The sequence below is a fragment of the Thiocapsa sp. C2-2m genome (assembly GCF_041903745.1).
GTDB lineage: Bacteria > Pseudomonadota > Gammaproteobacteria > Chromatiales > Chromatiaceae > Thiocapsa > Thiocapsa roseilacustris.
The window spans coordinates 111,535-134,712 of record NZ_JBBWVD010000008.1; the positions used below are offsets into that span (position 1 = coordinate 111,535).

The 23,178-nt window shown below is 63.5% G+C and carries 25 protein-coding genes and 2 tRNA genes; 18 read left to right on the forward strand and 9 right to left on the reverse strand.

The window, feature by feature from the left end; translation table 11 throughout:
* Positions 1-18: 18 nt before the first annotated feature.
* The 7 genes from AADX97_RS07945 to AADX97_RS07975 form a co-directional block, all read right to left on the reverse strand.
* Positions 19-1,389, reverse strand: a complete 1,371-nt coding sequence (locus tag AADX97_RS07945) for a V-type ATP synthase subunit B (protein WP_374233556.1) — start codon at positions 1,387-1,389, stop codon at positions 19-21.
* Positions 1,390-1,601: 212 nt separating this feature from the next.
* Positions 1,602-2,948, reverse strand: coding sequence for an ABC transporter permease (locus AADX97_RS07950; RefSeq protein WP_374233557.1), 1,347 nt, complete (start codon positions 2,946-2,948; stop codon positions 1,602-1,604).
* Complete coding sequence (locus tag AADX97_RS07955; protein WP_374233558.1) at positions 2,945-4,105, reverse strand: ABC transporter permease; 1,161 nt, start codon at positions 4,103-4,105, stop codon at positions 2,945-2,947. Before AADX97_RS07955 ends, AADX97_RS07950 begins: the two co-directional genes overlap by 4 nt.
* A 95-nt stretch (positions 4,106-4,200) precedes the next feature.
* On the reverse strand, positions 4,201-4,929 hold the full coding sequence (locus tag AADX97_RS07960; RefSeq protein ID WP_374233559.1) for an ABC transporter ATP-binding protein: 729 nt from the start codon (positions 4,927-4,929) through the stop codon (positions 4,201-4,203).
* Between the two features lie 37 nt (positions 4,930-4,966).
* A complete protein-coding gene (locus AADX97_RS07965; protein WP_374233560.1) occupies positions 4,967-6,193 on the reverse strand; it encodes an efflux RND transporter periplasmic adaptor subunit in 1,227 nt (408 codons plus the stop codon).
* Positions 6,194-6,212: 19 nt separating this feature from the next.
* Positions 6,213-6,297 (reverse strand) — tRNA-Leu (locus AADX97_RS07970).
* Between the two features lie 137 nt (positions 6,298-6,434).
* Positions 6,435-6,508 (reverse strand) — tRNA-Cys (locus AADX97_RS07975).
* Between the two features lie 184 nt (positions 6,509-6,692).
* Here AADX97_RS07975 and rpmB point away from each other — a divergent pair.
* The 7 genes from rpmB (at position 6,693) to AADX97_RS08010 (ending at position 11,121) form a co-directional block, all read left to right on the forward strand.
* A complete protein-coding gene (rpmB, locus tag AADX97_RS07980) occupies positions 6,693-6,929 on the forward strand; it encodes a 50S ribosomal protein L28 (protein ID WP_213456440.1) in 237 nt (78 codons plus the stop codon).
* 14 nt (positions 6,930-6,943) lie between these two features.
* Complete coding sequence (rpmG, locus tag AADX97_RS07985; RefSeq protein ID WP_007193702.1) at positions 6,944-7,111, forward strand: 50S ribosomal protein L33; 168 nt, start codon at positions 6,944-6,946, stop codon at positions 7,109-7,111.
* A 451-nt stretch (positions 7,112-7,562) separates the two neighbouring features.
* Positions 7,563-8,222 (forward strand): thiopurine S-methyltransferase, encoded by a 660-nt coding sequence (gene tmpT, locus AADX97_RS07990; protein ID WP_374233561.1) that lies wholly within the window; start codon positions 7,563-7,565, stop codon positions 8,220-8,222.
* A gap of 264 nt (positions 8,223-8,486) precedes the next feature.
* A complete protein-coding gene (locus tag AADX97_RS07995) occupies positions 8,487-9,047 on the forward strand; it encodes a type I restriction-modification system subunit M N-terminal domain-containing protein (protein ID WP_374233562.1) in 561 nt (186 codons plus the stop codon).
* Complete coding sequence (locus AADX97_RS08000) at positions 8,950-9,222, forward strand: N-6 DNA methylase (RefSeq protein ID WP_374233563.1); 273 nt, start codon at positions 8,950-8,952, stop codon at positions 9,220-9,222. Before AADX97_RS07995 ends, AADX97_RS08000 begins: the two co-directional genes overlap by 98 nt.
* Positions 9,129-9,926, forward strand: coding sequence for a class I SAM-dependent DNA methyltransferase (locus tag AADX97_RS08005; RefSeq protein ID WP_374233564.1), 798 nt, complete (start codon positions 9,129-9,131; stop codon positions 9,924-9,926). The genes AADX97_RS08000 and AADX97_RS08005 overlap by 94 nt, the downstream gene beginning before the upstream one ends.
* 193 nt (positions 9,927-10,119) lie before the next feature.
* A complete protein-coding gene (locus AADX97_RS08010) occupies positions 10,120-11,121 on the forward strand; it encodes a restriction endonuclease subunit S (RefSeq protein ID WP_374233599.1) in 1,002 nt (333 codons plus the stop codon).
* Positions 11,122-11,154: 33 nt separating this feature from the next.
* Here AADX97_RS08010 and AADX97_RS08015 read toward each other — a convergent pair whose 3' ends face one another.
* The gene (locus AADX97_RS08015; RefSeq protein WP_374238610.1) at positions 11,155-11,406 is read right to left on the reverse strand and encodes a hypothetical protein; all 252 of its coding nucleotides are present in this window, start codon (positions 11,404-11,406) and stop codon (positions 11,155-11,157) included.
* A gap of 325 nt (positions 11,407-11,731) precedes the next feature.
* On the opposite strand from AADX97_RS08015, the gene AADX97_RS08020 reads away from it, so the two are divergent.
* From AADX97_RS08020 to AADX97_RS08035, 4 genes are read left to right on the forward strand one after another with little or no spacing between them, the layout of a single operon-like run.
* The gene (locus AADX97_RS08020; protein ID WP_374233566.1) at positions 11,732-11,968 is read left to right on the forward strand and encodes a hypothetical protein; all 237 of its coding nucleotides are present in this window, start codon (positions 11,732-11,734) and stop codon (positions 11,966-11,968) included.
* Positions 11,965-12,099: a hypothetical protein gene (locus tag AADX97_RS08025; protein ID WP_374233567.1), complete on the forward strand. Its 135-nt coding sequence runs from the start codon at positions 11,965-11,967 to the stop codon at positions 12,097-12,099. Before AADX97_RS08020 ends, AADX97_RS08025 begins: the two co-directional genes overlap by 4 nt.
* 3 nt (positions 12,100-12,102) lie before the next feature.
* Entirely contained in the window at positions 12,103-12,375 is a 273-nt protein-coding gene (locus tag AADX97_RS08030) for a hypothetical protein (RefSeq protein ID WP_374233569.1), read from the forward strand.
* A gap of 37 nt (positions 12,376-12,412) precedes the next feature.
* Positions 12,413-13,729 carry a DEAD/DEAH box helicase family protein gene (locus tag AADX97_RS08035; RefSeq protein WP_374233570.1) on the forward strand — a complete coding sequence of 439 codons (1,317 nt, stop codon included), beginning with the start codon at positions 12,413-12,415 and terminating at the stop codon, positions 13,727-13,729.
* Here AADX97_RS08035 and AADX97_RS08040 read toward each other — a convergent pair.
* Entirely contained in the window at positions 13,722-13,937 is a 216-nt protein-coding gene (locus AADX97_RS08040; RefSeq protein WP_374233571.1) for a hypothetical protein, read from the reverse strand. The two genes, AADX97_RS08035 and AADX97_RS08040, sit on opposite strands and share 8 nt — an antisense overlap.
* A 15-nt stretch (positions 13,938-13,952) precedes the next feature.
* Between AADX97_RS08040 and AADX97_RS08045 the strand changes: the two genes are divergently transcribed.
* The 7 genes from AADX97_RS08045 (at position 13,953) to AADX97_RS08075 (ending at position 23,117) form a co-directional block, all read left to right on the forward strand.
* Positions 13,953-14,504: a type I restriction-modification enzyme R subunit C-terminal domain-containing protein gene (locus AADX97_RS08045; protein ID WP_374233572.1), complete on the forward strand. Its 552-nt coding sequence runs from the start codon at positions 13,953-13,955 to the stop codon at positions 14,502-14,504.
* Between the two features lie 455 nt (positions 14,505-14,959).
* Positions 14,960-16,300, forward strand: coding sequence for a galactosyldiacylglycerol synthase (locus tag AADX97_RS08050; RefSeq protein WP_374239286.1), 1,341 nt, complete (start codon positions 14,960-14,962; stop codon positions 16,298-16,300).
* Between the two features lie 12 nt (positions 16,301-16,312).
* Complete coding sequence (locus tag AADX97_RS08055; protein ID WP_374233574.1) at positions 16,313-16,678, forward strand: hypothetical protein; 366 nt, start codon at positions 16,313-16,315, stop codon at positions 16,676-16,678.
* Positions 16,679-17,129: 451 nt separating this feature from the next.
* Positions 17,130-18,545, forward strand: coding sequence for a phospholipase D-like domain-containing protein (locus tag AADX97_RS08060; protein ID WP_374233575.1), 1,416 nt, complete (start codon positions 17,130-17,132; stop codon positions 18,543-18,545).
* 89 nt (positions 18,546-18,634) lie between these two features.
* Positions 18,635-19,618, forward strand: coding sequence for an MBL fold metallo-hydrolase (locus AADX97_RS08065; RefSeq protein ID WP_374233576.1), 984 nt, complete (start codon positions 18,635-18,637; stop codon positions 19,616-19,618).
* 519 nt (positions 19,619-20,137) lie between these two features.
* Positions 20,138-21,967, forward strand: coding sequence for an SLC13 family permease (locus tag AADX97_RS08070; RefSeq protein WP_374233577.1), 1,830 nt, complete (start codon positions 20,138-20,140; stop codon positions 21,965-21,967).
* Positions 21,968-22,022: 55 nt separating this feature from the next.
* Complete coding sequence (locus AADX97_RS08075) at positions 22,023-23,117, forward strand: GNAT family N-acetyltransferase (RefSeq protein WP_374233578.1); 1,095 nt, start codon at positions 22,023-22,025, stop codon at positions 23,115-23,117.
* Positions 23,118-23,178: the final 61 nt, after the last annotated feature.

The window sequence follows — 23,178 nt, forward strand, 5'->3', positions numbered from 1 at the left end:
GCGATGGTCTGTCCCGGGTCAAGCCGCCGCTTGAATCGGCTCGTCGTCATCGAGCGTCGGGAGATACTTGTCGATCAGGTTCTCCTTCATCAGCAGCTCGTCGCGATCGAAACATTCGGCCAGGGTTTGCCAGCAGAGATCCAGGCCCTTTTCCAGCGGGATGCTCACATCGATGTCCATGAAGCGCTCCCGGAAGAGGTCCCCGAACTTGATCAAGCGGATGTCGAGCTCGGACAGATCGAAGGCCATCGCCTGTTTCTGCTCGGCATCGCGGGCGCCCGAGTAGAAGCGGATCATGGTGTTCATGATCTGGCTGTGGTCCTCGCGCGTGACCTTGCCGATCACGTGCTGCTTCAGACGCGAGAGCGAGCCGAAGGGGTCGAGCATGCCGTCGTGGAGATAGAATTGGCCTTCCGTGATGTAGCCGGTGTTGTCCGGGACCGGGTGCGTCACATCGCCGCCCGGCATCGTGGTCACGGTGAGGATGGTGAGCGAGCCGCCGTCCTTGAAGTCGGCAGCCTTCTCGTAACGTCGCGCAAGCTGGGAATAGAGATCGCCCATGTAGCCGCGATTGGACGGCACGGCCTCCATCGCGATACCCACCTCCTTCATGGCGTCGGCATAGGCGGTCATGTCGCTCAGCAGGACGAGGACCCGTTTGCCTTCCTCGACCGCGAACCGCTCCGCGACCGCAAGGGCCATATCGGGAACCAACAGGCGCTCGACCACGGGGTCGGATGCGAGGTTCACGAACATGACGGTGCGGGCGAACACGCCCGCGTCCTCGAAGCGACGCAGAAAGAAGTGATAGTCGTCGAAGATCAGACCAAGCCCGCCGAAGACGACGATGTCCGCATCCGCCTGGATGCCGATGCGTGCGAGCAGCGCGTTGTACGGCTCGCCGGCGACCGAGAAGATCGGGATCTTCTGACTCTCCACCAGAGAGTTGAAGATGTCGATCATGGGGACGTCGGTGCGCACCATCTTGGAGGCGAGCGAGCGGCGCGCCGGGTTTGCCGAGGGGCCGTCGATCTCGATCTTGGGGTCTTGAGCGAGGCCGGGTCCGGTATCGAAGGGGGTGCCGTCGCCTCGAAAGACGCGACCCAGGACGTTCGGCGAGTAGGTCACTCGCATCGGATGGCCGAGGAAGCGGACCGACGCCTGCGTGGAGAGCCCCTTGGTACCCGAAAAGACCTGAAGCGACACCAACTCGCCTTCGAGCCTGATCACGCGCGCCATCGATTTGAAACCGCTCGGGTCCTCGACCCAACCCAGGTCACCGAACGCGACACGCTGGCCTTGCTCGGACACCGGGGGCGGAACCAGTACCTTGAGCAGGTCGCCGACGATCTCCACGACCTTCGAGTAGCGCACGAGCGTATGGGACATCGGACGTCTTTCCCCGGGTGTTTGAACCGCGCCCAGCGCAGCATGTAATGTTCTTGGACGGAATCGGCCTCGGCAGACTCGACGATTGTCGGAGCCGGCGCGGTTTAGGTGCCTTTTTCAGGTCATGGAAGTTGCGCGACTGTGAATCCTCGGATCCCGAGTCTATGCGCCGCATATTCAAGGATCAAATTAAACTCGAGCGAAGCAGCCCCTCAAGACTCCCGCAACGCCGTCGTCACCGGAAGCCTGGCGGCACGGAGTGCCGGAAAGATGCCCCCGATGAATCCGATACCGAGCGCCCATTGCAGGCCGCGGATCAGAAGCTCCGGGGTCACCTGGAACTGGAAGACCACCTGACTGAAGTTCGATCCCAAAGTCGAGACCGTGAAGCCGTGAAACAAGGCCCAGGCGATCCCGGCCCCGAGGATTCCGCCCGCACAGGCCAAGGCCATGGTCTCGAGCATGACCGCAACGACGACCGGCAGTCCGGTAAATCCCAGCGCGCGCAAGGTGGCGATCTCGCGCGCGCGGCTCGCGACCGCCGCATACATGGTGTTGAGCGCACCGAAGACCGCCCCGAGCGCCATCATGACGGCGACCCCGATACCGACCGCCCGGATCACCCTGGTCAGACGCTCCGACTGTTTGCCGTAATAGGCGCGCGTGGTCTCCACTTCGACCCTCAAGCGCGGGTCGGCGCTCAGGGCCGCGCGCAGGCGCTCGATCGCCGCCGGCTCGGTCAACCGCACGGCGACGGATTGAAAGCCGTTGCTCCGGTAGGCCGCCGCGATGGACTCGGCGTCTCCCCAGACCTCCGACTCGTGCGTATCGCCCGAGGCGAAGACGCCGACGATGCGCCAGTCCTGGTTGTTGAGGACGATGCTGTCGCCGATCTCGACCCCGCTGAATTGTTGCAGCGCGCCCTGACCGACGATCAGCTCGCGCAATCCCGGTCGGAAGCGGCGGCCCTCGACGATCCGAACCTGCGGACGGACCAGCCAGGTGGCCGGGCCGACCCCTCGAACCTCGAGATTCGCATCCGTCCCCGTCGTTCGCTTCGGGACGCTGGCCACGACCACCACCTCGGCCGATGCAATGGGGCGGTCGTTCGCGTCGCGCTTGATGCCCGGGGCCTGGATGATCAGCGTCGTGGAGGGACGATCGAGCGCCGAGGAAAGCTCGGCGTTGGCCGCGGCGCGCAGCACCAGGGCGGTGTCGTCGCTGCCCGCACCCGTGAGCGTCGCCTCGAAACCCGTTGCCATCGCCTGCAAGGCGACCAGCACCCCGACCACCCCGGCGATGCCGACCACCACCACCGAGGTCGCCCCGAGACGCTCGGGTACCGTGCTCAACCCGACCCGGGCGACGGCGAGCGCCTGCCGCCCGGTTCGCGTCAGCACCAGCCAGCCGACGAAGACCAGCGCGAGCGCGATCATGAGCGCAGGGACCAGAATCCAGATCCCGAAGAAGGCTGCAACGGCGAGTCCCGCAGCGACCGTCGGCAAGGTCGACCGCAGTTGATCCAGGGCAACGCCCGACGCCGTCGGTCGCTCGCTCATCGTCCCGCCAACGCATCGACGATCCCCAGGCGCATCGCCTTGAGCGCCGGCGGCAGTCCGACCAGGATGCCGATGGTCGCCATCAGCCCGAGCCCCAGCAGCCAGCTCTCCGGACGCATCGCCACGTCGAGCTGTCCGGAGCTGGCCTCGCCGATGACCGGAAGGGCCAGAGTGGCGAGTACGAGCCCGATCAGGCCCCCGAGCAAAAGCAGTACGAGCGCCTCGGCCATGACGAGAAGAAGGATCGCGCGGTTGGTAAACCCGAGCGTCTTGAGCACCGCCAGCTCTGGAATCCGCTCGCGGATGGATTGCGCCATGGTATTGCCGGTGAGCAGCACCAAGGTGAAGAACACCGCGGCCATGATCGCCGTGACGATGAGCCCGATGTCACCGATCTGTTTGGCGAAGGCGAGTTGGAACTCGCGCTCGCTCTGGGTGCGTGTCTCGGAGGCGGAATTGGCGAACTGACGGTCAATCGCCTGCGCGATCCGGTCGGCCTGCGACGCGTCCTCGACCCGCACGATATACCAGCCGACCGTGCCTTGCCCGATCTCGCGCCCCTCGTCGAAATAGGTGTGGTGAAACAACATCTGCTTCTCCGCGGCACGAAGCTCCGGCTGGGCGGCCTCGAAGATGCCGACGAGGTCAAAGGTCCAAACCTCTCCACCGTCGCGATTGGGGTAGATGGTCGGGCGCAAGGGGATCTTGTCGCCAACCTTCCATCCGTGCAGATCCGCGAGACCCTGTCCGACGATCGCTCCGGTACGCGTCTTGAGGAAGGCTTGACGCTGCGCCTGCGGGAGGACCAACTCCGGATACATGTCGAGATAGGTCTCGGGCTCGACCGGGAAATTCGGGAAGAAGTTCTTCGGGTCCTGATAGATACCCCCGAACCAGCTTGCATGGGTGACCGCCTTCACACCGGGCGTCGACTGGATCCGGGCCAGATCCGCATAGGGCAAGGGCTGAATCAGCGAGAGGCGCGAGGACGTAATGAGCCGATCGATCCCGATCACGCTCTGAGGCGCGTTGAACGCCACCCGCACGGCATCCAGCATTCCAAAGAGCGCAAAGGCCGCCGCCACCGAAAGCAGCGTGAGCAGCGTGCGCGTCTTCTTGCGCATGAGCGCGGCGAAGAGAAGAGGGAGATATTTCATCGCGAGGAGACCCTCCGGCCACCAGCCACCAGCCACCTACCAACAGAAGTCGGGAGCAACGCGTAGGATGGGTAGAGCGCAGCGAAACCCATCTTTCAGGCTCCGATCTCAGCCTGCTCGACCAGAATCCCCTTATCCAAATGAAGGATCCGTCGCGCAAACTCGGCCGCTTTCGGGTCGTGGGTCACCATGATCATGGTCTTGCCGTATTCGCGGTTGAGCCGTTGCAGGAGGGTCAGCACCTCCTCGGCCGAGTGGCGGTCGAGATCCCCCGTGGGCTCGTCGCAAACCAAAAGCGTCGGATCCGAGACGATCGCCCTGGCGATGGCGACGCGCTGCTGCTGGCCGCCGGAAAGCTCGTTCGGCTTGTGGGATGCCCGGTCGGCGAGTCCGACCAGATCGAGCGCAATCGCCGCGTTGCGCCGACGCCGGGCCGCCGACAGCCGGGTCAGCAAGAGCGGCAGCTCGACGTTCTTCTGCGCCGAGAGCGCCGGCAGGAGATTGTAGAACTGGAAGACGAATCCGACATTAGCCGCCCGCCAGCGTGCAAGCTCGGTCGAGGACATCCGATCGATCCGGTGCCCGGCAACGCTCAAGGACCCTTCGGTCGGCAGATCCAGCCCAGCGATCATGTTGAGCAGCGTGCTCTTGCCCGATCCCGACGGCCCCATCAAGGCGAGAAAATCGCCCTCCGGGAAATCCAGATCGACATGATGCAGGACCTCGATGCGTTGTCGGCCACGCACGTAGACCTTGCTGACGCCGCGGATCGCGACCAAGGGTTCTGGGCTACCGGGCTCGGGGCTCGCGATGATGTCGGACATGGGTTCGGGCCGGCGATTCAATCCGATCTGTTCGGCATCACGGCGTTTCGGCCCCGCCGCTCGGCGATACCCGCATGCCATCGGCCAATGCGAGAGGCGGATCGCGCACGACGCGCTCACCTGCGATCAGGCCCTGCACGACGAGGCGTCGATCGCCGATCTCCTCGCCGGGGGTCACCTGCCGCTCCCGGACATGATCGCCGTCCATGACGAAAACAATACTGCCGTCGTCATGGCCACGGATCGCGCTCGCGGGGATCAGCACCCCATCGGTCGCGCCGTCCGAGACCTCCGTATCGTCCCGAAGAAAGGACACCCGCACGCCCATCTCCGGGATCAGGCGCGGGTCCTTCGCGTCGATCCGGATCCGCACCCGTACCGTCGCCTTGCTGCGGTCCGCCGTTGGGATGATCGCGATCACCGATGCCGGGATCGTCCAATCCGGGTAGGCGTCGAGGACAGCCTGCACCGGTTGATCGGGTCTGACGCGATTGATGAACGCCTCGTTGACGTCGACCTCGATCTCGAGCGAATCCATATCCACGATGGTTCCGATGCCGGTGCGGGTGAAGCCGCCGCCGGCCGACATCGGCGAGACGATCTCGCCGGGCTGGGCGGCCTTCGCGACGATCACGCCGGCGAAGGGGGCGCGCACGACCGTGTTGTCGTACGCGACCTGCGCGACCTCGACCTCGGCTTCGGACACCCGCACCTGGCTTCGCTGCGCCTCGAGCTGCGCCGAGAGGGTCTCGACCTGCGTAGCGGCGGTTTCGAGCGCCTCCTCCGAGGCCAACTGACGCGCGCGCAGCTCGGTCTGTCGTTTGAGACCTCGGCGGTTTTGCTCAAGTTGAACCTGAATCTCGCCGAGCCGGGCCTGCGCCGCGGCCAGACGCGCCCGGGCGAGATCGAGCTGTGCCTTCGCGTCTGTGTCGTCGAGGCGTGCGAGCAGTTGATCCGCCTCAACCTCGACGCCTTCCTCGATCAACACCTCGGCGAGCTTGCCCGAGATCTTGCTCGACACCGTCGCTTGGCGGCGGGCGATCACATAGCCGGTCGCATCCAGGACGGCCGTCGGACCCGCGGTCGGTGCCTGCGCGATCACGACATCCACCGGGATCGGACTTTCGGAGAACACATAGTAGGCCGCGCCGCCGAGCGCACCGGCCGCGAGGATCACGAGAACGAGCCAAAGCCAGCGATGGCCGCCGCCGTCACGGTCGGCGCGATCGATGTGAAGCTCTTTGAGAGGGTCTTGCTCCGACATGAGTCCGTCCGAAGAGGGATGGTGCCCGGGGCGGGACTCGAACCCGCATAGGTTGCCCTGAGGGATTTTAAGTCCCTTGCGTCTACCAATTTCGCCACCCGGGCGCGGCGTGAGGCTTACGGTTGCCGGCTGAGTCCGCCGATCGGTGCGTCATTCGATCCTTAGTTGCGACAAGGGGCGACACCGTCCGAGTCGACAACCGACGAAGAGTTCCGAGAAGGGTACCTGCGGGGGTTGATGATGGAGGCTGAGCCCGGAATCGAACCGGGGTGCACGGCTTTGCAGGCCGCTGCATGACCACTCTGCCACTCAGCCCGAGCCGGGAAGTATAGTCGTGCTGCACCCGGTTGTCACGGTCTTGCGGCGGCCGAGAAACGCATGCGCACGCGGGGTGATGACGACGACAAGGAATTTTGCGTTGCGTCGAATCGCGAAAACATGTTAGCTTTCCGCTTCTTTCTACCCCGAAGCACGACCTCCGAATTCTAGGGATTCCGCCATGTCCAAGGTATGCCAGGTCACCGGTAAGCGCCCGATTACCGGCAATAACGTCTCGCACGCGAACAACAGAACGAAGCGGCGTTTTCTGCCCAATCTCCACGACCACCGGTTTTGGGTCGAGAGCGAGAAGCGCTGGGTCAAGCTGCGGGTCTCCACGAAGGGCATGCGCATCATCGACAAGCGCGGTATCGATACCGTGCTGGGCGAGATCCGTGCACGCGGCGATAAGGTCTAACCGGAGGGCATACCATGGCCAAGGCAGCACGCGATAAAATCCGGCTCAATTCCAGTGCCGGTACCGGTCACTTTTATACGACCACCAAGAACAAACGCAATCAGCCCGGCAAGATGGAGATCAAGAAGTTCGATCCCGTCATCCGCCAGCACGTCATGTATAAGGAAGGCAAGATCAAGTAGCGCCTTCCATTGCTGCCGAGCCTTCGACACTTACCGCGTCGCAGCGCCCGTGTCGGCACTTGAGAACAAGCCCGCGCAAGCGGGTTTTTTTGGATTCGCGCTCGGCGTGGAATGGCCTGCCCGATCTTCCTTGCTCCCACGCTCCAGCGTCGCATCCGCAGCACGGGCCGCCGGAGCGACAGGACGGCTGGCGTACCGGTCGGAGGCATCCAGACAGTCGGTCTTCAGACTGCGCTGGCGAGCGGGCCGCACTTGATCTCGCCGGTGAAGGTCTCCATGCCGCAATCGGCGTACAATCCTCCGTCGGGTCTCGGGACAAACCCTCGGCGTGGGCCGTGTCTGTCACGCGAATCGCACTCGCGCTGCCTCGGCGATCGACACGACACGCGCTGATCCCGATCCCGTCAGCCCCCTGCTCACGACTCTTCACTCACCACTCACCACTTCCCCCATGACCCCTGAATTCTGGCTCGACCGTTGGAAACATGGCGAGATCGGCTGGCATCTCCCCGAGATCAACGTGCATCTCCAAGACTTTTGGCCCGGTCTCGGGCTCGTACCCGAGACCCTGGTCTTCGTCCCGCTCTGCGGCAAGACACTCGACCTCCTCTGGCTCGCCAGCCGGGGCCACGGTGTCGTCGGGGTGGAGATCAGCGAGCTGGGGGTGAAGGAACTCTTCGCCGAAAACGGTCTGGAACCGCGCGTGACGGAGACACCGCCGTTTCGCACCTACGCGGTCGACGAGCTACGGGTGCTCGTGGGCGACTACTTCGACCTCACGCCTGCACATTTGGAAGGCGTCGGCGCCGTCTTCGATCGCGCCTCGCTGATCGCCCTCCCCCCGCAGATGCGCCCGGCCTACGCCGAGCACTTCAAGACCATCGTGCCCGCGACCGCAAAGAGCCTTCTGATCACGCTCGAATACGATCAGGCCGAGATGTCCGGCCCGCCCTTCTCGGTCGGTCGCGACGAGGTGCAAGCGCGCTTCGGGGACCGCTACAACATCGAGCCGCTGGCGAGTTTCGACGTGATCGACGAGTCACCGAACTTTCGCCGACGCGGCCTCACCGCGCTCGCCGAGCATGTGTGGAAGCTGGAGCCGCGTCCCTGAGACGCCGTAAGGTGATTTCCGCAAACTTCCATACCCGTAGGTTGTGCTGACGATAGGAAGCACAACTTGCGCCGACGGTTGGTTGTGCCTCGCACGGCTCGGCACAACCTACGCCGTTGGTATGAGGGTTTCCGGTATTCGCCTAAGACGACCCTCGCGGCCCGGTGACCGAGACGTCAGAGTCCCGTCGGGGCAGACTGAGCCGGCCGACCACCGGCAGGCAGGGTATCTTGGCCAAGACTGAATAGAAGGACGACGAAGACCATGCTGACAGGTGACATCCGCAACCAGGTCGATCAAATCTGGAATGCCTTCTGGTCCGGCGGGGTCTCCAACCCGCTCTCGGTGATCGAGCAGATCACCTACCTGCTGTTCATCAAGCGCCTCGACGACCTGCACACCCTGGAGGAGAACAAATCGCAGACCCTCGGCATCCCGATGGATCGGCGGATCTTTCCGCTGGGCAAGGACGACAAAGGCTGCGCCTACGAGGACATGCGGTGGTCGCGCTTCAAGCACTTCGAGCCGCGGCGGATGATAGATGTGGTCGCCGATCACGTCTTTCCCTTCCTGCGCACGCTGGGCGAGGAAGGCTCCAGCTATGGCCGCCACATGCGCGATGCGCGCCTGGGCTTCAGCAATCCCGCCCTGCTTGCCAAGGCGGTCGAGATGCTGGATCAGGTTCCGATGGATGACCGGGACACCAAGGGCGACCCTTTACGACTACATGCTCGGCAAGATCGCCTCTGCCGGGCAGAACGGTCAGTTCCGCACGCCGCGCCACTTCATCCAGCTCATGGTCGAGATGGTCGAGCCAACGCCTGATGATGTGATGTGCGACCCGGCCGCCGGGACATTCGGCTTCCCGGTCGCCGTCGGGGAGTATTTGCGCGCCCATCATCCAGGGTGTTCCGCAACGAGCGGCAGCGCCGCCACTTCCACGAGGGGCTGTTCCACGGCTTCGATTTCGACGCAACCATGCTGCGCATCGGGGCGATGAACATGATCCTGCACGGCGTCGAGAACGCCAACGTGACCTACCGCGACAGCCTCGCCCAGGATCACACCGCCGATGCCGGGACCTACTCTCTGGTCCTCGCCAATCCGCCCTTTGCCGGATCGCTCGACTACGAAAGCACGGCCAAGGATCTGCAAAAAATCGTCAAGACCAAGAAGACCGAGCTTCTGTTTCTGGCGCTCTTCCTGAGGCTCCTGAAGACCGGAGGCCGGGCCGCCGTCATCGTGCCCGACGGCGTGCTGTTCGGCTCATCCAAGGCCCACCAGGCACTGCGTCGGATGCTGGTCGAAGACCACAAGCTCGATGCCGTGGTCAAGCTGCCATCCGGCGTCTTCCGGCCCTATGCCGGTGTCTCGACTGCGATCCTGTTCTTCACCAAGACCGGCGTGGGCGGAACCGATCAGGTCTGGTTCTACGACGTGCAGGCCGACGGCTACTCGCTCGACGACAAGCGCACGCCGCTGCTGTCGCCCGAGAGGCTCGGGGCGGTTCCGCGCGAAGCCCTCGGCAAAGACGAGCACGGCAAGAACAACCTGCCCGATGTGCTGGCAAGATGGAAACAGCGCGAGAGCAGCGAACGGGAGCGTCCTCGCACCGCGCAGAGTTTCTCCGTGCCGAAGGCGGAGATTGCCGCCACCGGCAGTTATGACCTGTCACTTAACCGCTATAAGCAAGGTCGAGCATGAGCATGTCGAGCACGACGCGCCCGCCGACATCATCCGCGAGTTGCGCGAGATCGAGGGGGAGATTTCGGCAGGGCTGACGCGGCTAGAGAAGATATTGGGATGAGTTGGCCTATGATATCTTTAAAAGAGGTTGGGAAAGTTGTAACGGGTAAGACACCACCAACATCTGATCCTTGGAATTTCGGGGGGGGCGATTCCTTTTGTGACCCCGACTGAGCTTGATGCGGATGGTCCCATAGAGGAAACTCCGAGAACGCTTACTGATAAGGGTGCAGGTTTTCTGAATACTGTTCCCCCTGGTTCGGTAATGGTTTGTTGCATAGGCTCTCTCGGCAAAGTTGGCTTTGCAGCCCGCGAGCTTGCCACCAACCAGCAAATCAACTCCGTTGTGTTTGATCGAAAGACCATCTACCCAAGGTACGGATATTACGCTTGCAGAAGATTGAAACCGCTTCTTGAGCAATTAGCACCAGCGACGACTGTTCCGATCATTTCTAAGTCAAAGTTTCAAGAACTAAAAATCCCCCTCCCACCACTAGAAGAGCAAAAGCGTATCGCGGCAATCCTCGATCAGGCCGATAGCCTGCGCCGCCTGCGGCAGCGCGCCATCGACCGGCTCAACTCCCTCGGGCAGGCGATTTTCTATGAGATGTTTGGGAGTCGTGAACGATGGCTAGCTCAATATGAAAAAGTGCCACTATCACTTTTTTGTCGGCCAAAGCAGTGGAAAACCATACCCTCTAGCGAAATGGAAGAACATGGTTATCTCGTCTATGGCGCAAACGGTAAGATCGGTTTTTATAGAGAATACAACCATGAACAAGTTACTGTTCTTATCACTTGCCGAGGAGCGACCTGTGGAACCATCAACGTATGTGATCCTTTTTCGTATGTGACGGGTAATGCCATGGCGCTAGATGACCTAGACAACACGAATGTTGGATTACGATATCTTGAGTGGGCTTTGCGGGTCAGAGGTGTTGATGACGCAATTACAGGCTCCGCGCAGCCACAAATAACACGTCAAACATTGGCCTGCGTCGAAATCCCGCTGCCCCCGAAACATGAACAAGAGCTGTTCGAACGTCGCTTGGGTGGAATAGATCTTCTAAGCAGTCAGAGCAGTAGGTCGTATTTGTATCTGGCAAACCTCTTTTCCTGCGTCCAACACCGATCCTTTCGAGGGGAGTTATAGGACATGGCGTCTCCTTCCACATGCAGGATGACATTACCGGGGCCGATGCTTCAGCGCGGCTTCTGGCTCTATGTCTGGCAGATGGAGACGCCCAAGGGAGAAATGCTTTATGTCGGTCGCACCGGAGACAACTCCAGCCCGCACGCGACCGAACCTTATTACCGCATGGGCCAGCACCTCGGCTTTACGAAGACCCAGAACGCCTTGCGCAGGAATCTGCGGAGCCGGGGCATAGAGCCGGAAGAGTGCGCCGCCTTTCACCTGATTGCTCATGGTGCCGTCCATCCGGAGGTCGAGAAAACGGAAGGGCTGGACCGTTCGGCCCTGATGGTGCGACACATGCCTTTTTCTCTCTTGCTCCCACGCTCCGGCGTAGAAGCAAGTCCCGACGCTCCAGCGTCGCGTATCAGGAACACGGGCCGCTGGAGCGGCTGGACCGCATTCCCACGCTGGAGCGTGGGAACGAGATCAGGCCAAGATGGCCTGTCGACGCACGTCGCCCGCCGAAGTAGCCGGAGTGACGAAAAAGGCCGTCGGCGCGCATCGGGTGTCGGACGACTTCGACGCTCCCCTCACCACATCTGCGAGCGAGACGATCGGGTAGGATGACATGATCAACGCTGAAGAGATTTACCAAAAGGCGCGGATCCTCGACGAGCCAGGGCGGATCGCGCTCGCAGAGTTTCTGGATTTCCTCTTGACCCGGCACCGCATCGATACCGCCGGGACTGACTTTGCGCCGACGGAATTCGAGTCTGACGACGCCCCGTCCGTCTATCACGGTCAGCCGCTCTCGCTGGAGCAGATGCGCGAGGCGATCGACTGGGAAGGAGGCGAGGCGCGATGATCGCGCTGGATACCAACCTGATCATCCGCTACGCGATCAAGGATGACCCCCATCAGGCGCGCTTGGCGGCTCAGTTCATTCGCGCGAATCGCTGCCTGCTCCTGCCCACCGTGGTCCTCGAAGCGGTTTAGGTGATGGGATCGAAACGCGGTTACGCGCTCGAACCGGCGATCGTCGCAGAGCGCCTTCGGCATGTGTCAGGGCTGCCGACCGTGCAAGTCGAGCACGGCCCGCAGGTCGCCGATGCGCTGAACTGGTATGAGCAGGGTATGGACTTTGCCGACGCGCTGCATCTGGCTCTGGCCGGTCCAGTCATCGGTTTGGCGACACTTGACCAGGGTATTCAAAAGCGCGCCAATCAGTTAGGACTCACGCATCGTGTCACACTGATCGAGTCTGCTGCATAGTCGTGTTGCCTCAACGCTGATCAAGCAGCATGCCGCCATGTCTCAATTCGCCTTCCTCCAAGCAGAATTCGCGGCAGTCTTCGAGCACGCGGGCCAGGCGGAGACATTGGCACGCTCTGATCCGCGGGCGGCTTGCTTCTATACCCGGCTCGCCCTGGAAACCGCCGTCGGCTGGATGTATCAGCACGACGGGTCGCTGCGCAGCCCCTACGGCACGGCGCTCTCGGCGCTGATCCACGAGGCCACCTTCCTCCAGTTGGTCGGCAACGCGCTCGTGACCAAGGCCCGGCTCATCAAGGATTTCGGCAATCGCGCCGTCCACGACAGCCGCGCGGTGTCCGAGAACACGGCGACCGTCGCCCTGCGCGAGCTGTTTCATTTTTCCTACTGGCTGGTTCGCACCTACGCCAAGGGCAAGAAGCCCGAAGCAGGCTTGCAGTTCTCAGCCGACGCCCTGCCGAAGACGCAGATGGTCGAGGCGACGACGCTTGCGCGCTTGCAGAGCATCGCCGAGGATTATGCCAAGCAGGCGAAGGCCCGCGAAGAGGCCGAGGCCGCGCGCCTCCAGACCCAGCGGCAGCGCGACGAGCTGGAAGCGCAGATCCAGGCGCTCCGCGTGCAGATCGAGGCGACCAAGAAAGCCAATCAAGCCGTCCCCGATGATCACGACTACAACGAGGCGCAAACCCGAGACGCCTTCATCGACCTCTTGCTGAATGAGGCCGGTTGGCCGCTCGATCAGGCGCGCGACCGCGAGTTTCCGGTGACCGGGATGCCGAACGCGACGGGCAAAGGGTTCGTTGACAACGTGCTCTGGGGCGATGACGGCAAGCCGCTCGCGCTGGTCGAGAGCAAGCGCACCAAGAGCGATGCATGGGCAGGCCAGCAACAGGTGAAGCTCTACGGCGACTGCATGGAGGCGCAGTACCGGCGCCGATCGATCCTCTTCTTCACCAACGGCTACGGCACCGGGCATTTCGGCCTGATCGTGATCGACGAGGCGCACCGTTCCGTCTATCGCAAGTACCGGGCGATCTTCGACTATTTCGACAGCTATCTGGTGGGGCTTACCGCCACGCCGCGCGACGAGATCGATCGCGACACCTACAGCCTCTTCGATCTGGAGCGAGGTGCCCCGACCGACGCCTATGATCTGGACGAAGCGGTTGCCGACGGCTTCCTGGTACCGCCGATCGCGGTCTCGGTACCGCTGAAGTTTCAGCGCGAAGGCATCCGCTACGACGACCTCTCGGACGAGGAGAAGGAGCAGTGGGATGCGCTGGAATGGACGGACGACGGGGACATCCCCGACAAGGTCGATGCCTCGGCGCTGAACAAGTGGCTGTTCAATTAAGGAGCACTTCCTGGTCTTCGATTTCTGCCAGAACTTCGAGCTCTTCAACCAGAACCCCAAGACCACCGACGGGGCGCTCGGTCGCTCCTTGGGCGAGCGGCTGTTCGTGACCCGCGTCGAGCTCATCGGCTAGATTCAAGGCAAGGATGTCGGAGTTGCGACGGAGGAGTTGTCGGCGCTGCGTGCAGGTCTTGCCGAACGGCTCCATGAAGAGGTTGCCGGCATGAGCCTGGACAACTTCATCGTTCGCCCGAAGCGGCGCTTCGTCGAGAAGTACCAGGACAAAGCCGCTTGGCAGCAGTTAAGCGCCGAGGTGCAGACCGAGGACTACTGGCAGGACATCACCCTGCCGATGCTCGAGCACCTCCGCCGCCGTCTGCGCAGTCTGGTCAAGCTGATCGAGCCGGGCGAGCGCAAGACGGTCTACAGCGATTTCGAGGACGAGGGCATCGCCGGTCCGGAGGACTTGGAGCGCATCCGCAACGAAGGCGGCATTGGTCTCTTGATCCGCTCGCTGGTCGGTCTGGACCGCGAGGCCGCGAAACAGGCCCTTGCCGGCTTCATCGATGGACGAGAGCTGACCGCCAATCAGATCGAGTTCATCAATCTCATCATCGACCACCTCACCGAACGCGGCCTCTTGGATCCCCGCCGCATCTACGAAAGCCCCTTCACGGATTTCGATGACCAGGGCGTGACCGGGGTGTTCTCACTGGAGGATGCGAAGCTGTTGGTGCAGGTGCTGAAGCTGGTCGAGGCCAGAGCCGCGGCGTGATGACGGACGCCATCGCATGCGGCCCGAGCGAGGCGACAACCTCGACCGCGGCAACGCAACGAATGGGGTCTTGCCACCGATCAGTTTCTAAGATATCTCACGGATCCATGGAGTCACGGAGGGCGCGAAGGAAAGATCTCGAATCCTCCGTGCTGTCCGTGTCTGCGTGAGAGGCATTTCGAGCTGGCTCCAGGGCGCCGGCGTCAACTGATAGGTGGCCAGCGAATGGTGTCTAATCTATTGATAAAACTCAAGATGGCAACCCAAAAGCCAAGCGCTATGAATGTATCGGGCATCTGCAGGCGTCACACGATTGTCACCGGAACCGCCGACCATCCGAGCTACACTAGCCGGATGTGGTCCAGTCGCTCGGTATGTCGCCTCGTGATTCTTCGTCCGCTGACTGAACACCACATCTCCCCTCGCCGTCGCCGTTGCGCTCGACGATTGCCCTCATGACCACCGTCGATCTGATCTGGTTCAATGCCGGGGGTGGTCACCGTGCTGCAGCGCTGGCGCTGGAGCAGGTCATCCATGATCAGGGATTGCCTTGGCAGGTGCGAAAGGTCAACCTGATGCAGGTTCTGGATCCGCTCGGGTACTTTCGGCGCGTTACCGGGATGGAGCCGGAGGATATCTACAATCGGCGCTTGGCCACCGGCTTCACGCTTGGGCTGGCGCAGGAGCTGAAGCTTCTGCAAGGCATGATCCGCTGGACGCATGCCCTCATGGTGCAGCGGCTGGCGATCCATTGGCGAACGACCAAGCCGGATCTTGTCGTTTCGCTGATCCCGAACTTCAACCGCGCGATGTATGACGGTCTGGCGCTGGCCGACGCGAGCGTGCCCTTCGTCACGGTGCTCACCGACATGGCCGACCACCCGCCACACTTCTGGATCGAGCCGGACCTCGCTCAGCATCTGGTGTGCGGTACCGAGTACGCGTACGCGCAGGCTTTGGCCGCCGGCTGCTCGCCGGATCACGTGTATCGCAGCAGCGGGATGATCCTGCGCCCCGAGTTCTATACGCAGGCGCCCGTCGATCGCAGCGAAGAGCGGCAGCGGGTGGGCTTGGATGCAGCGACGCCAACCGGTTTGGTGTTGTTCGGCGGCACGGGCTCGCGAGCGATGAAGGGCATTGCCGCCCGCTTGCCGAAGACCCCGCTGATTCTGATGTGCGGCCGCAACGAAACCCTGGCAGCGGAACTGCGCGCCCTGCCGGCGGCAGCGCCGCGTGTCGTGGTCGGCTTCACGACCGACGTTGCGCGATGGATGCGGCTGGCCGATTTCTTCATCGGGAAGCCGGGGCCGGGCAGTCTAAGCGAGGCCGTTCACGAGGGGCTGCCGGTGATCGTGACCCGCAACGCATGGACCATGCCGCAGGAGCGCTGGAATACCGAATGGGTGCGCGAACATGGCTTGGGTGTTGTGCAACGCAGTCTTCGGTCCATCCGCGCAGCGGTCGACGACATCACGCGGAACTTGCCCGAGTACCAATCCAGGGTGCGACGGATCGATAACCGTGCTGTTTTCGAGGTGCCGCAGATCCTCGCGCAAATTCTGGAGCAAGCACGACAGCGCACTCGTGTCGTGAGCACGGTCCCGCTATTGGGTCGGGTTGATTCATCCTCCGATGGCTGCGAGGTCGTCACGCCTGCATGGCCGGCCGGAACCGAGCACCCGGCTGCATGGCGACGTTGCTCGTCAAAGGCTTTGTCCAAACTCCCGAAGCTCGGCCGCGCCAAGCGCAAAGAAAGAAACCGAATTGCTTCTTTGATAGCAACCAAAAAATGGTGAGCAGATAAACCGATGTACACGGCACTCGCAGCGATTGGCTGTGTTCTATTATCTGTAACCGCTCAGTTTCTGATCAAGGCAGGGCTGTCGAGCGTCGCGGTCAAGGCGGCGATGGCGAAGCCAGCAGCACTGCACGTGGCAGGGGTCGTCATGCTCAATCCCTCCATCATCGGCGGCTTCGCGCTCTATACGCTTGGCGCTGTCGCTTGGTTGTGGGTGCTGGCGCGTTGGGATGTCAGTAAGGCATACCCCTTGGAGGGACTGGGATTTGCGTTGGCGCTGCTGGTTGGATTTATGATTGGAGAGCAGGTCACCCTGCTGCGCGCCCTCGGGGTGTTGTTGATCTGTGCGGGCGTCTTCGTCATCAGTGCGAGTTGAGCGCGGGTTCGGGAAGATGTCGGTTAAGGGTCGCGAGCTTTTGCCTTGGCCCTCGACAGCTCGGCCGCTCCGATAGACCCACGGAAGGGGGTAAGACTGTGGATCGTGGCGCGGAGCGCCGGGAGAGGCGTGACACCGCCGGAGCGGTGTCACGAGCAGGTTCGCACCGCTTCGATCAAACCGATGCCATGCCGACCTGAGTAGCTTCCGGCACTTCAAGAAGCTTGCCGGTGCATACGTCGTCGATGTAGCCGTCGATCGGAATATCGCCCGGAACAAGGGGGTGCCGACGGATGCGCTGAACGTCCTCGACGACGCTTTGCGCGTTGTCCTTGATGGCCGGGCGCGTCTCGGTCGGATTCGGTTACCCAACCCGGCCCTTGGGCGGCCTCGGCCCAGGGACAAGGTACAGTAGGCTATCGAGCCCCATGACCCGTCGATAGATCCGGTGATGAAAGCCATTTTGCTGGTGCTGCTTGCCCTTGTTCTGGGCAACGGCCTCTACCATGCCTACAAGCCCCTACCGTCTGGAATCAGCGTTGCCCCACCGCTGCGCCCGGTGCATGACCTGGAGTTTCTCGCCGATCACACCTGGGTGGATGCCGAGAGCGAACGGCACACGCGACAGGTCATCTTCGATCGCGTCTTCGCGTTGATCCAGGGTGCAGACAGGCTGCTGGTGTTGGATATGTTTCTGTTCAATGCCATGCAGGGAACGATCACGGAAACCCATCGGCCACTGTCTCGGGAGCTGACCGAGAACCTGCTGCTCCGCATGCGCGACCGGCCGGGGCTCGTAGTGGTCATCATCACCGACCCCTTCAACAGCCTCTACGGGGGGGTCGCGGCGCCGCACCTGGATGCGCTCGAGGCAGCGGGTGCGCATCTGGTCTATACCGATCTCGATCGACTGCGCGATCCCAACCCCCTCTGGTCGGCCGCTTGGCGACTCTGCTGCAAGTGGCTGGGCAACAGCACCCGTGGCTGGCTGCCCAATCCGGTGGGCGAAGAGGCGGTCACGCTGCGGACCTATCTGGCCTTGCTCAACCTCAAGGCCAATCATCGCAAGACGCTCGTGGCCGATGAAGGCGATGGCTGGGTGGCACTGGTGACGTCGGCCAATCCGCATGACGCGAGCAGCGCCCATGTGAACACGGCTGTGGTGTTTCGCGGCCAAGCGGCGCTGGATCTCCTGGAAACCGAAACCGCCGTGATCCGCTTTTCCGCCGGGCAGGTGCCCTTCGAGGTCCCGGCCGACCAAGACGCGCCTGCGCCGAGTCCACTACAGGCGCGGATCATCACCGAAAGCCGAATCCGGGAGGCGGCGCTCGACACGATCCGGAGCGCGGCTCGCGGGGATCGGCTCAATATCGCCATGTTCTATTTCTCTCACGAGACGCTGATCCGCGCCGTCAAGGACGCAGCGGGTCGCGGCGTCGATGTCCGAATCCTGCTCGACCCCAACCGGGATGCCTTCGGCCGGGAGAAGAGTGGAATCCCCAATCGCCAGACCGGGCGGCGTTTCCACGATGCCGGAATCCCGGTCCGCTGGTGTCATACCAGCGGGGAGCAATGTCACGCCAAGCAGCTTGTTCTGGAACGCGCCGATGGCGAAGCCGTGCTCATCACAGGGTCGTCGAATTTCACCCGACGGAACCTGGACGACTTCAACCTGGAGACGAATGTCCTTGTCGTGGGTCCGGCGGATGATCCCTTCCTCCGCGCTGCGCTGACCTGGTTCGAGCAGCGCTGGCGCAACGAGCCGGATTGGCAGGTTTCCGATTCTTACGACACCTGGGAGGATCGCTCCGCGGTGCGGTCTCTTCAGGCATGGATCGGAGAGCATCTCGGCTGGTCCAGTTTCTAGTGCAGCACGGCATCGCACCGGGCTCGGGATGTTCCCTTGCCGCCCCTGCTGTATAACGCCATTTTGGTTCACCGTGAGGAGGCTTACCCATGCCGCTTGATCGAATCCCGCACGGGCCCTCGTGGCCGGTCGTCCTGCTCTCCTGCCTGATGCTCGCCCTCGCCTTCCCCGCCCTGGCGGATCGCGGCCCGGACCTGCCGGACTACCCGGCGGAGCAGGTCGCTCCCGGTCTCTATGTGATCCACGGACCGGTGGACTATCCGACCCCCGAGAACCAGGGATTCATGAACAACCCGGCCTTCCTGGTCACGGAGACCGGCGTGATCGTCGTAGATCCGGGGTCGAGCGTCCAGACCGGAGAGATGGTCCTGCGCCAGATCCGCAAGGTGACCGACAAACCCTTGCTGGCGGTGCTGAACACGCACGTCCACGGCGACCATTGGCTGGGCAATCAGGCGATGTTGGCCGTGGCCCCGCAGGTGCCGATCTACGGGCATCCAGAGATGCTGAAGCTGGTCGCCGAAGGGGCCGGCGAGGAGTGGGTGCAACGCATGCTGAGCGCCACCGAAGGCGCCACCGAAGGGACGGTGGCCGAGGGTCCGACGCATGCCCTCGAGGGTGGCGAGACCCTTTCGATCGGAGGGCTTACTTTCAAGACCCACTATTTCCCGCACGTGCACAGCACCTCGGACCTGATGTTCGAAATCCCGGAGCTAGACGCGCTGTTCCTGGGCGACAACGCCTGCAACAGGCGCATCGTGCGCATGGACGACGGATCCTTCATCGGCAGCATCAATGCGTTGGATGGGGTCAAAGCCACGGTGAGGGCGAGCGTGCTGATTCCGGGGCACGGCCAAACCGGCGGCTGGGAGATCGTCGATGCCTATCGCGACTATCTGACCGGGGTCTACGACGGTGTCGCGGCCTTGTACGAGAGCGGCGGCAGCGACTTCGAGATGCGTCCGATCATCGCCGAGCAGCTTGCCCGCTTCAAGGATTGGCCGGGCTTCGAGGAGGAATTGGGCAAGCACGTCTCGCTGGCCTATCTGGAGGTTGAAGCGGACGCCTTCTGAGCGGATCGGAGAAGTAGGGAGCGCGGGGACGTCCGGACCGGGTTCCCGGTCGAGTCGCCGAGGTCGACCGACGCGAGCACTCCGTACCAAGCTCCAGCGCGATCTCTTCGACCTCAAGGGACAGGTCGCCGCCATCGCAGTGGTGATCGCCACGGGCGTGACGGTGCTGATCCTATCCGTGACCACGCTCGACGCCCTGCGCCTGTCACGAGCTTGTAGGTTGTGCTGACGATAGGAAGTACAACTTGCGCCGACGGTTGGTCGGACCCGGGCCTATGACGCCCTGCCATTCCACCAAAAAGTCGGCGCAAAGACCGTACGCCTGCTCGCGCCGATTTTGTAGGTCCTGCCGGCGAAAGAAGGCATCATTTGCGCCGAGCACAGTGCCGAGGATGCTCGCCGCAACCGAGAACGAGGGCCACCGTGTACCGCCCAACAGGCCGTCGATGCGGGCTTCAACGCCGGGGAAGTGTTCTGAAACAAACCGAACGGCGCCTGATTCGTGCCGAGGGGGGAAATGTGAACCTTGATTTGGTCTTCGTGCTGGCCCTGTTGGTCGGCGCGATCCTGATGTTCAGCCTCGGTCGCCCTCGGGCCGATGCCGTGGGTCTCCTGATGATGGTCGCGCTGCCCTTCACCGGGGTCATCACGGTGCGTGAGGCAATCGCCGGTTTCGCCAACCCGAACATCGTCCTGATTGCGGCCATGTTCGTCATCGGCGAGGGCTTGGCCCGAACCGGCATCGCGCAGGGACTAGGCGATTGGCTGGTCGCTCGCGGCGGCAAGAACGAGACCCGTCTGGTCGCCATGCTGATGTTGATCGTCGGCGCGCTGGGCTCGGTGATGTACTCCACCGGCGTGGTCGCCATCTTCATCCCGGTCGCGCTGCGCATCGCTCAGAGCACCGGCATGTCGCCGGCACAGGTCCTGATGCCGGTCTCCTTCGCCGCGCTCATCAGCGGCATGCTGACGCTGGTCGCCGCGGCGCCGAACCTGATCGTCAATTACGAGCTGGTGCGCACCGGGGCGGAGGGCATGTCCTTCTTTACGCTGACCCCGATCGGCCTGCCGATCCTGCTGCTCGGCGTCGCCTACATGATGTTCGCGCGCCACTGGCTGGGCACCGGAGGGGCGGACGGACAGCGCACGGGCGGGCGGCCGAGCCTGAGCGATTGGGTCGAGACCTACCGCCTGGCCGAGCGGGAGCTGCGCGTGCGGGTGCGCGAGGGCTCCCCGCTCGTCGGGCAACCGCTCGGCGCGCTCGCCCTGCCGGGCCATGCCGAGCTGGCGGTCCTTGCCGTCGAGCGCAGTCGGCCGTTCCGCACCTGCCTCATCGGGCCGGATGCAACCACCGAGATCGCCGCCGGCGATATCCTGCTGATCGACAGCCCGACCCCGATCGCCGCACCGGATGCCCGCTGCACCGACTTGGGACTGGAGCGCCTGCCGCTGTCCGGGGCCTATTTCACCGACCAGGCACAGGGTGTGGGCATGGCCGAGGTCATGCTGCCGGCGGACTCGCGCCTGGTCGGCAAGACACTCGTCGAGCTGCAGTTGCGCTCGCAATACGATCTGACTGCGATCGGATTGCGTCGAGGCACCACCGCACAGACACCCGAGCGACTGCGCGAGGAACGGCTGCAACCCGGCGACACCCTGCTCTTGGTCGGTGCTTGGAAGGCGATCCGCCAGCTACGCGGCGGCGGACGCGATCTGGTGGCGCTGAATCTACCGAAGGAATTCGACGAGGTGCTGCCGGCCGCCAAACAGGCGCCCTTCGCGCTGCTGGCTCTCGCCATCACCGTGGCCCTGATGGTGCTCGACCTGGTGCCGGCGGTGCAGGCGGCGCTGATCGGCTGCCTGCTGATGGGTCTGTTTCGCTGCATCGATCTCGACAGCGCCTACCGCGCCATCAGCCTGCGCACCCTGGTGTTGATCGCCGGCATGCTGCCCTTCGGCATCGCCCTGGAACGCACGGGAGGGATCGACCTCGCCGCCACCGCGCTGGTCGCACTGCTCGGCGACGCCGGACCCTATCTGATCCTGGCGACGCTCTATCTCATCACCGTACTGATCGGCCTCTTCGTGGTCGCGGCCGCCAACGCGGTGCTGGTGATTCCGGTCGCGCTCGCACTGGCCGCCGAGCTCGGCGCCTCGCCGTACCCTTTCGCGATCATCGTCGCCTTGGCCGCCTCATCCGCGTTCATGACCCCGATCGCCCCGCCCAACGCGATGGTTGCAACCGCGGGCAACTACCGCTTCGGCGACTATCTGCGCGTCGGCCTGCCGTTCGTCGTCATCGCGATGACGGTGTCGGTGGCCCTGGTGCCTTGGCTGTTTCCGTTTTGATGGATCCTTGAACATCGCGCATACCCGGAACAGACGCTCAGTCAGGAGGAAGCTTATGCCGGAGGTCATTTGCGATGCGCTGACGCCCGCGCTCGATGCGGATTGGGATGCGCTCGTGCAGGACTCGCCACAAGGTTCAGCCTTTTTGCGCAGCGATTGGCTACGGATGCTGGCGGAAACCGACGGGGCACGCTTGCAGGTGCTGCGCTTCGCGTTGCGCGACGACGGCGGGCGGCTGCAGGCGGGCTGGGCCTTGCCGGTGCGACCCTGCTGCGGCGGCGCCATCAGCCATCACTTCGAGCTCTTCTATGCCGGCCCGATCCTCAGCGCAGACCTTGACTCCGGGACAGTACGCCAGGCCAGCGCGCGCTACGACGCACTGGCGGCGCTGGCCGCGGCGGTGGCGGCGCGGATCGATCTGATCGTCGCCGAGACCCATCCCGCGCTTCAGGACCTACGTGCACTGCTGCGCGGACCCTTCACCTTGGTGCCGGTCTACACCCACCGCTGGCCGCTCTGCGACCTGCCGGACGTGTGGACCGCAATGAACCGGGACAAGCGACGCGAGATCCGGCGTGCCTCGGAGCAGCTGCGCCTGGCCGAAGACCGCGAAGCGGACGCCGTAACGGCCTTCATCGACCTGCACCGCCGAGTGGTGCTGCGCTTCGGTCAAGCGCCGACCCGGCGTTGGGCCGAGGTGTTGCAGAAGCGGATCGCATGGCTTCAGGCGCGTGACGGGGCGCGCCTGTACTCGGCCCGTGACGGCACCGGCGTCCGCCGGGCGAGCGTGCTGGTCTTGCTGAGCCGCGAGGACCGGGAAGCCTATCTGTGGCGCGCCGGCTTCGACGCCGAGACTGTCGGCCTAGGCACCATCCCCGCGCTGTACTGGTCGGTCGCTGAGGCGCTGGCGCCCCCGAACACCGGCGCGGCGGTTGACGCCACGCCCTGGCAGTGGATCAACTTCGGCGGATCACCGACCACCTCCCTCGGCCGCTTCAAGGACTATCTCGGCGCAACACCGACCCTGCACTTCCGGCTGCTGCACCGCCGAGCCGGTCCGCCCCTGTGGCTTTGGGAAGGCCGCGAACGGGCGCTGCGCGCCGCCCGCGGTCTGCGTGCGCGTCTCGCCTCGCATCGTCCGCCGTCATGACCCGGATCGCCCCGCCCAACGCGATGGTCGCGACCGCCGGGAACGAGCGCCTCGACGACGA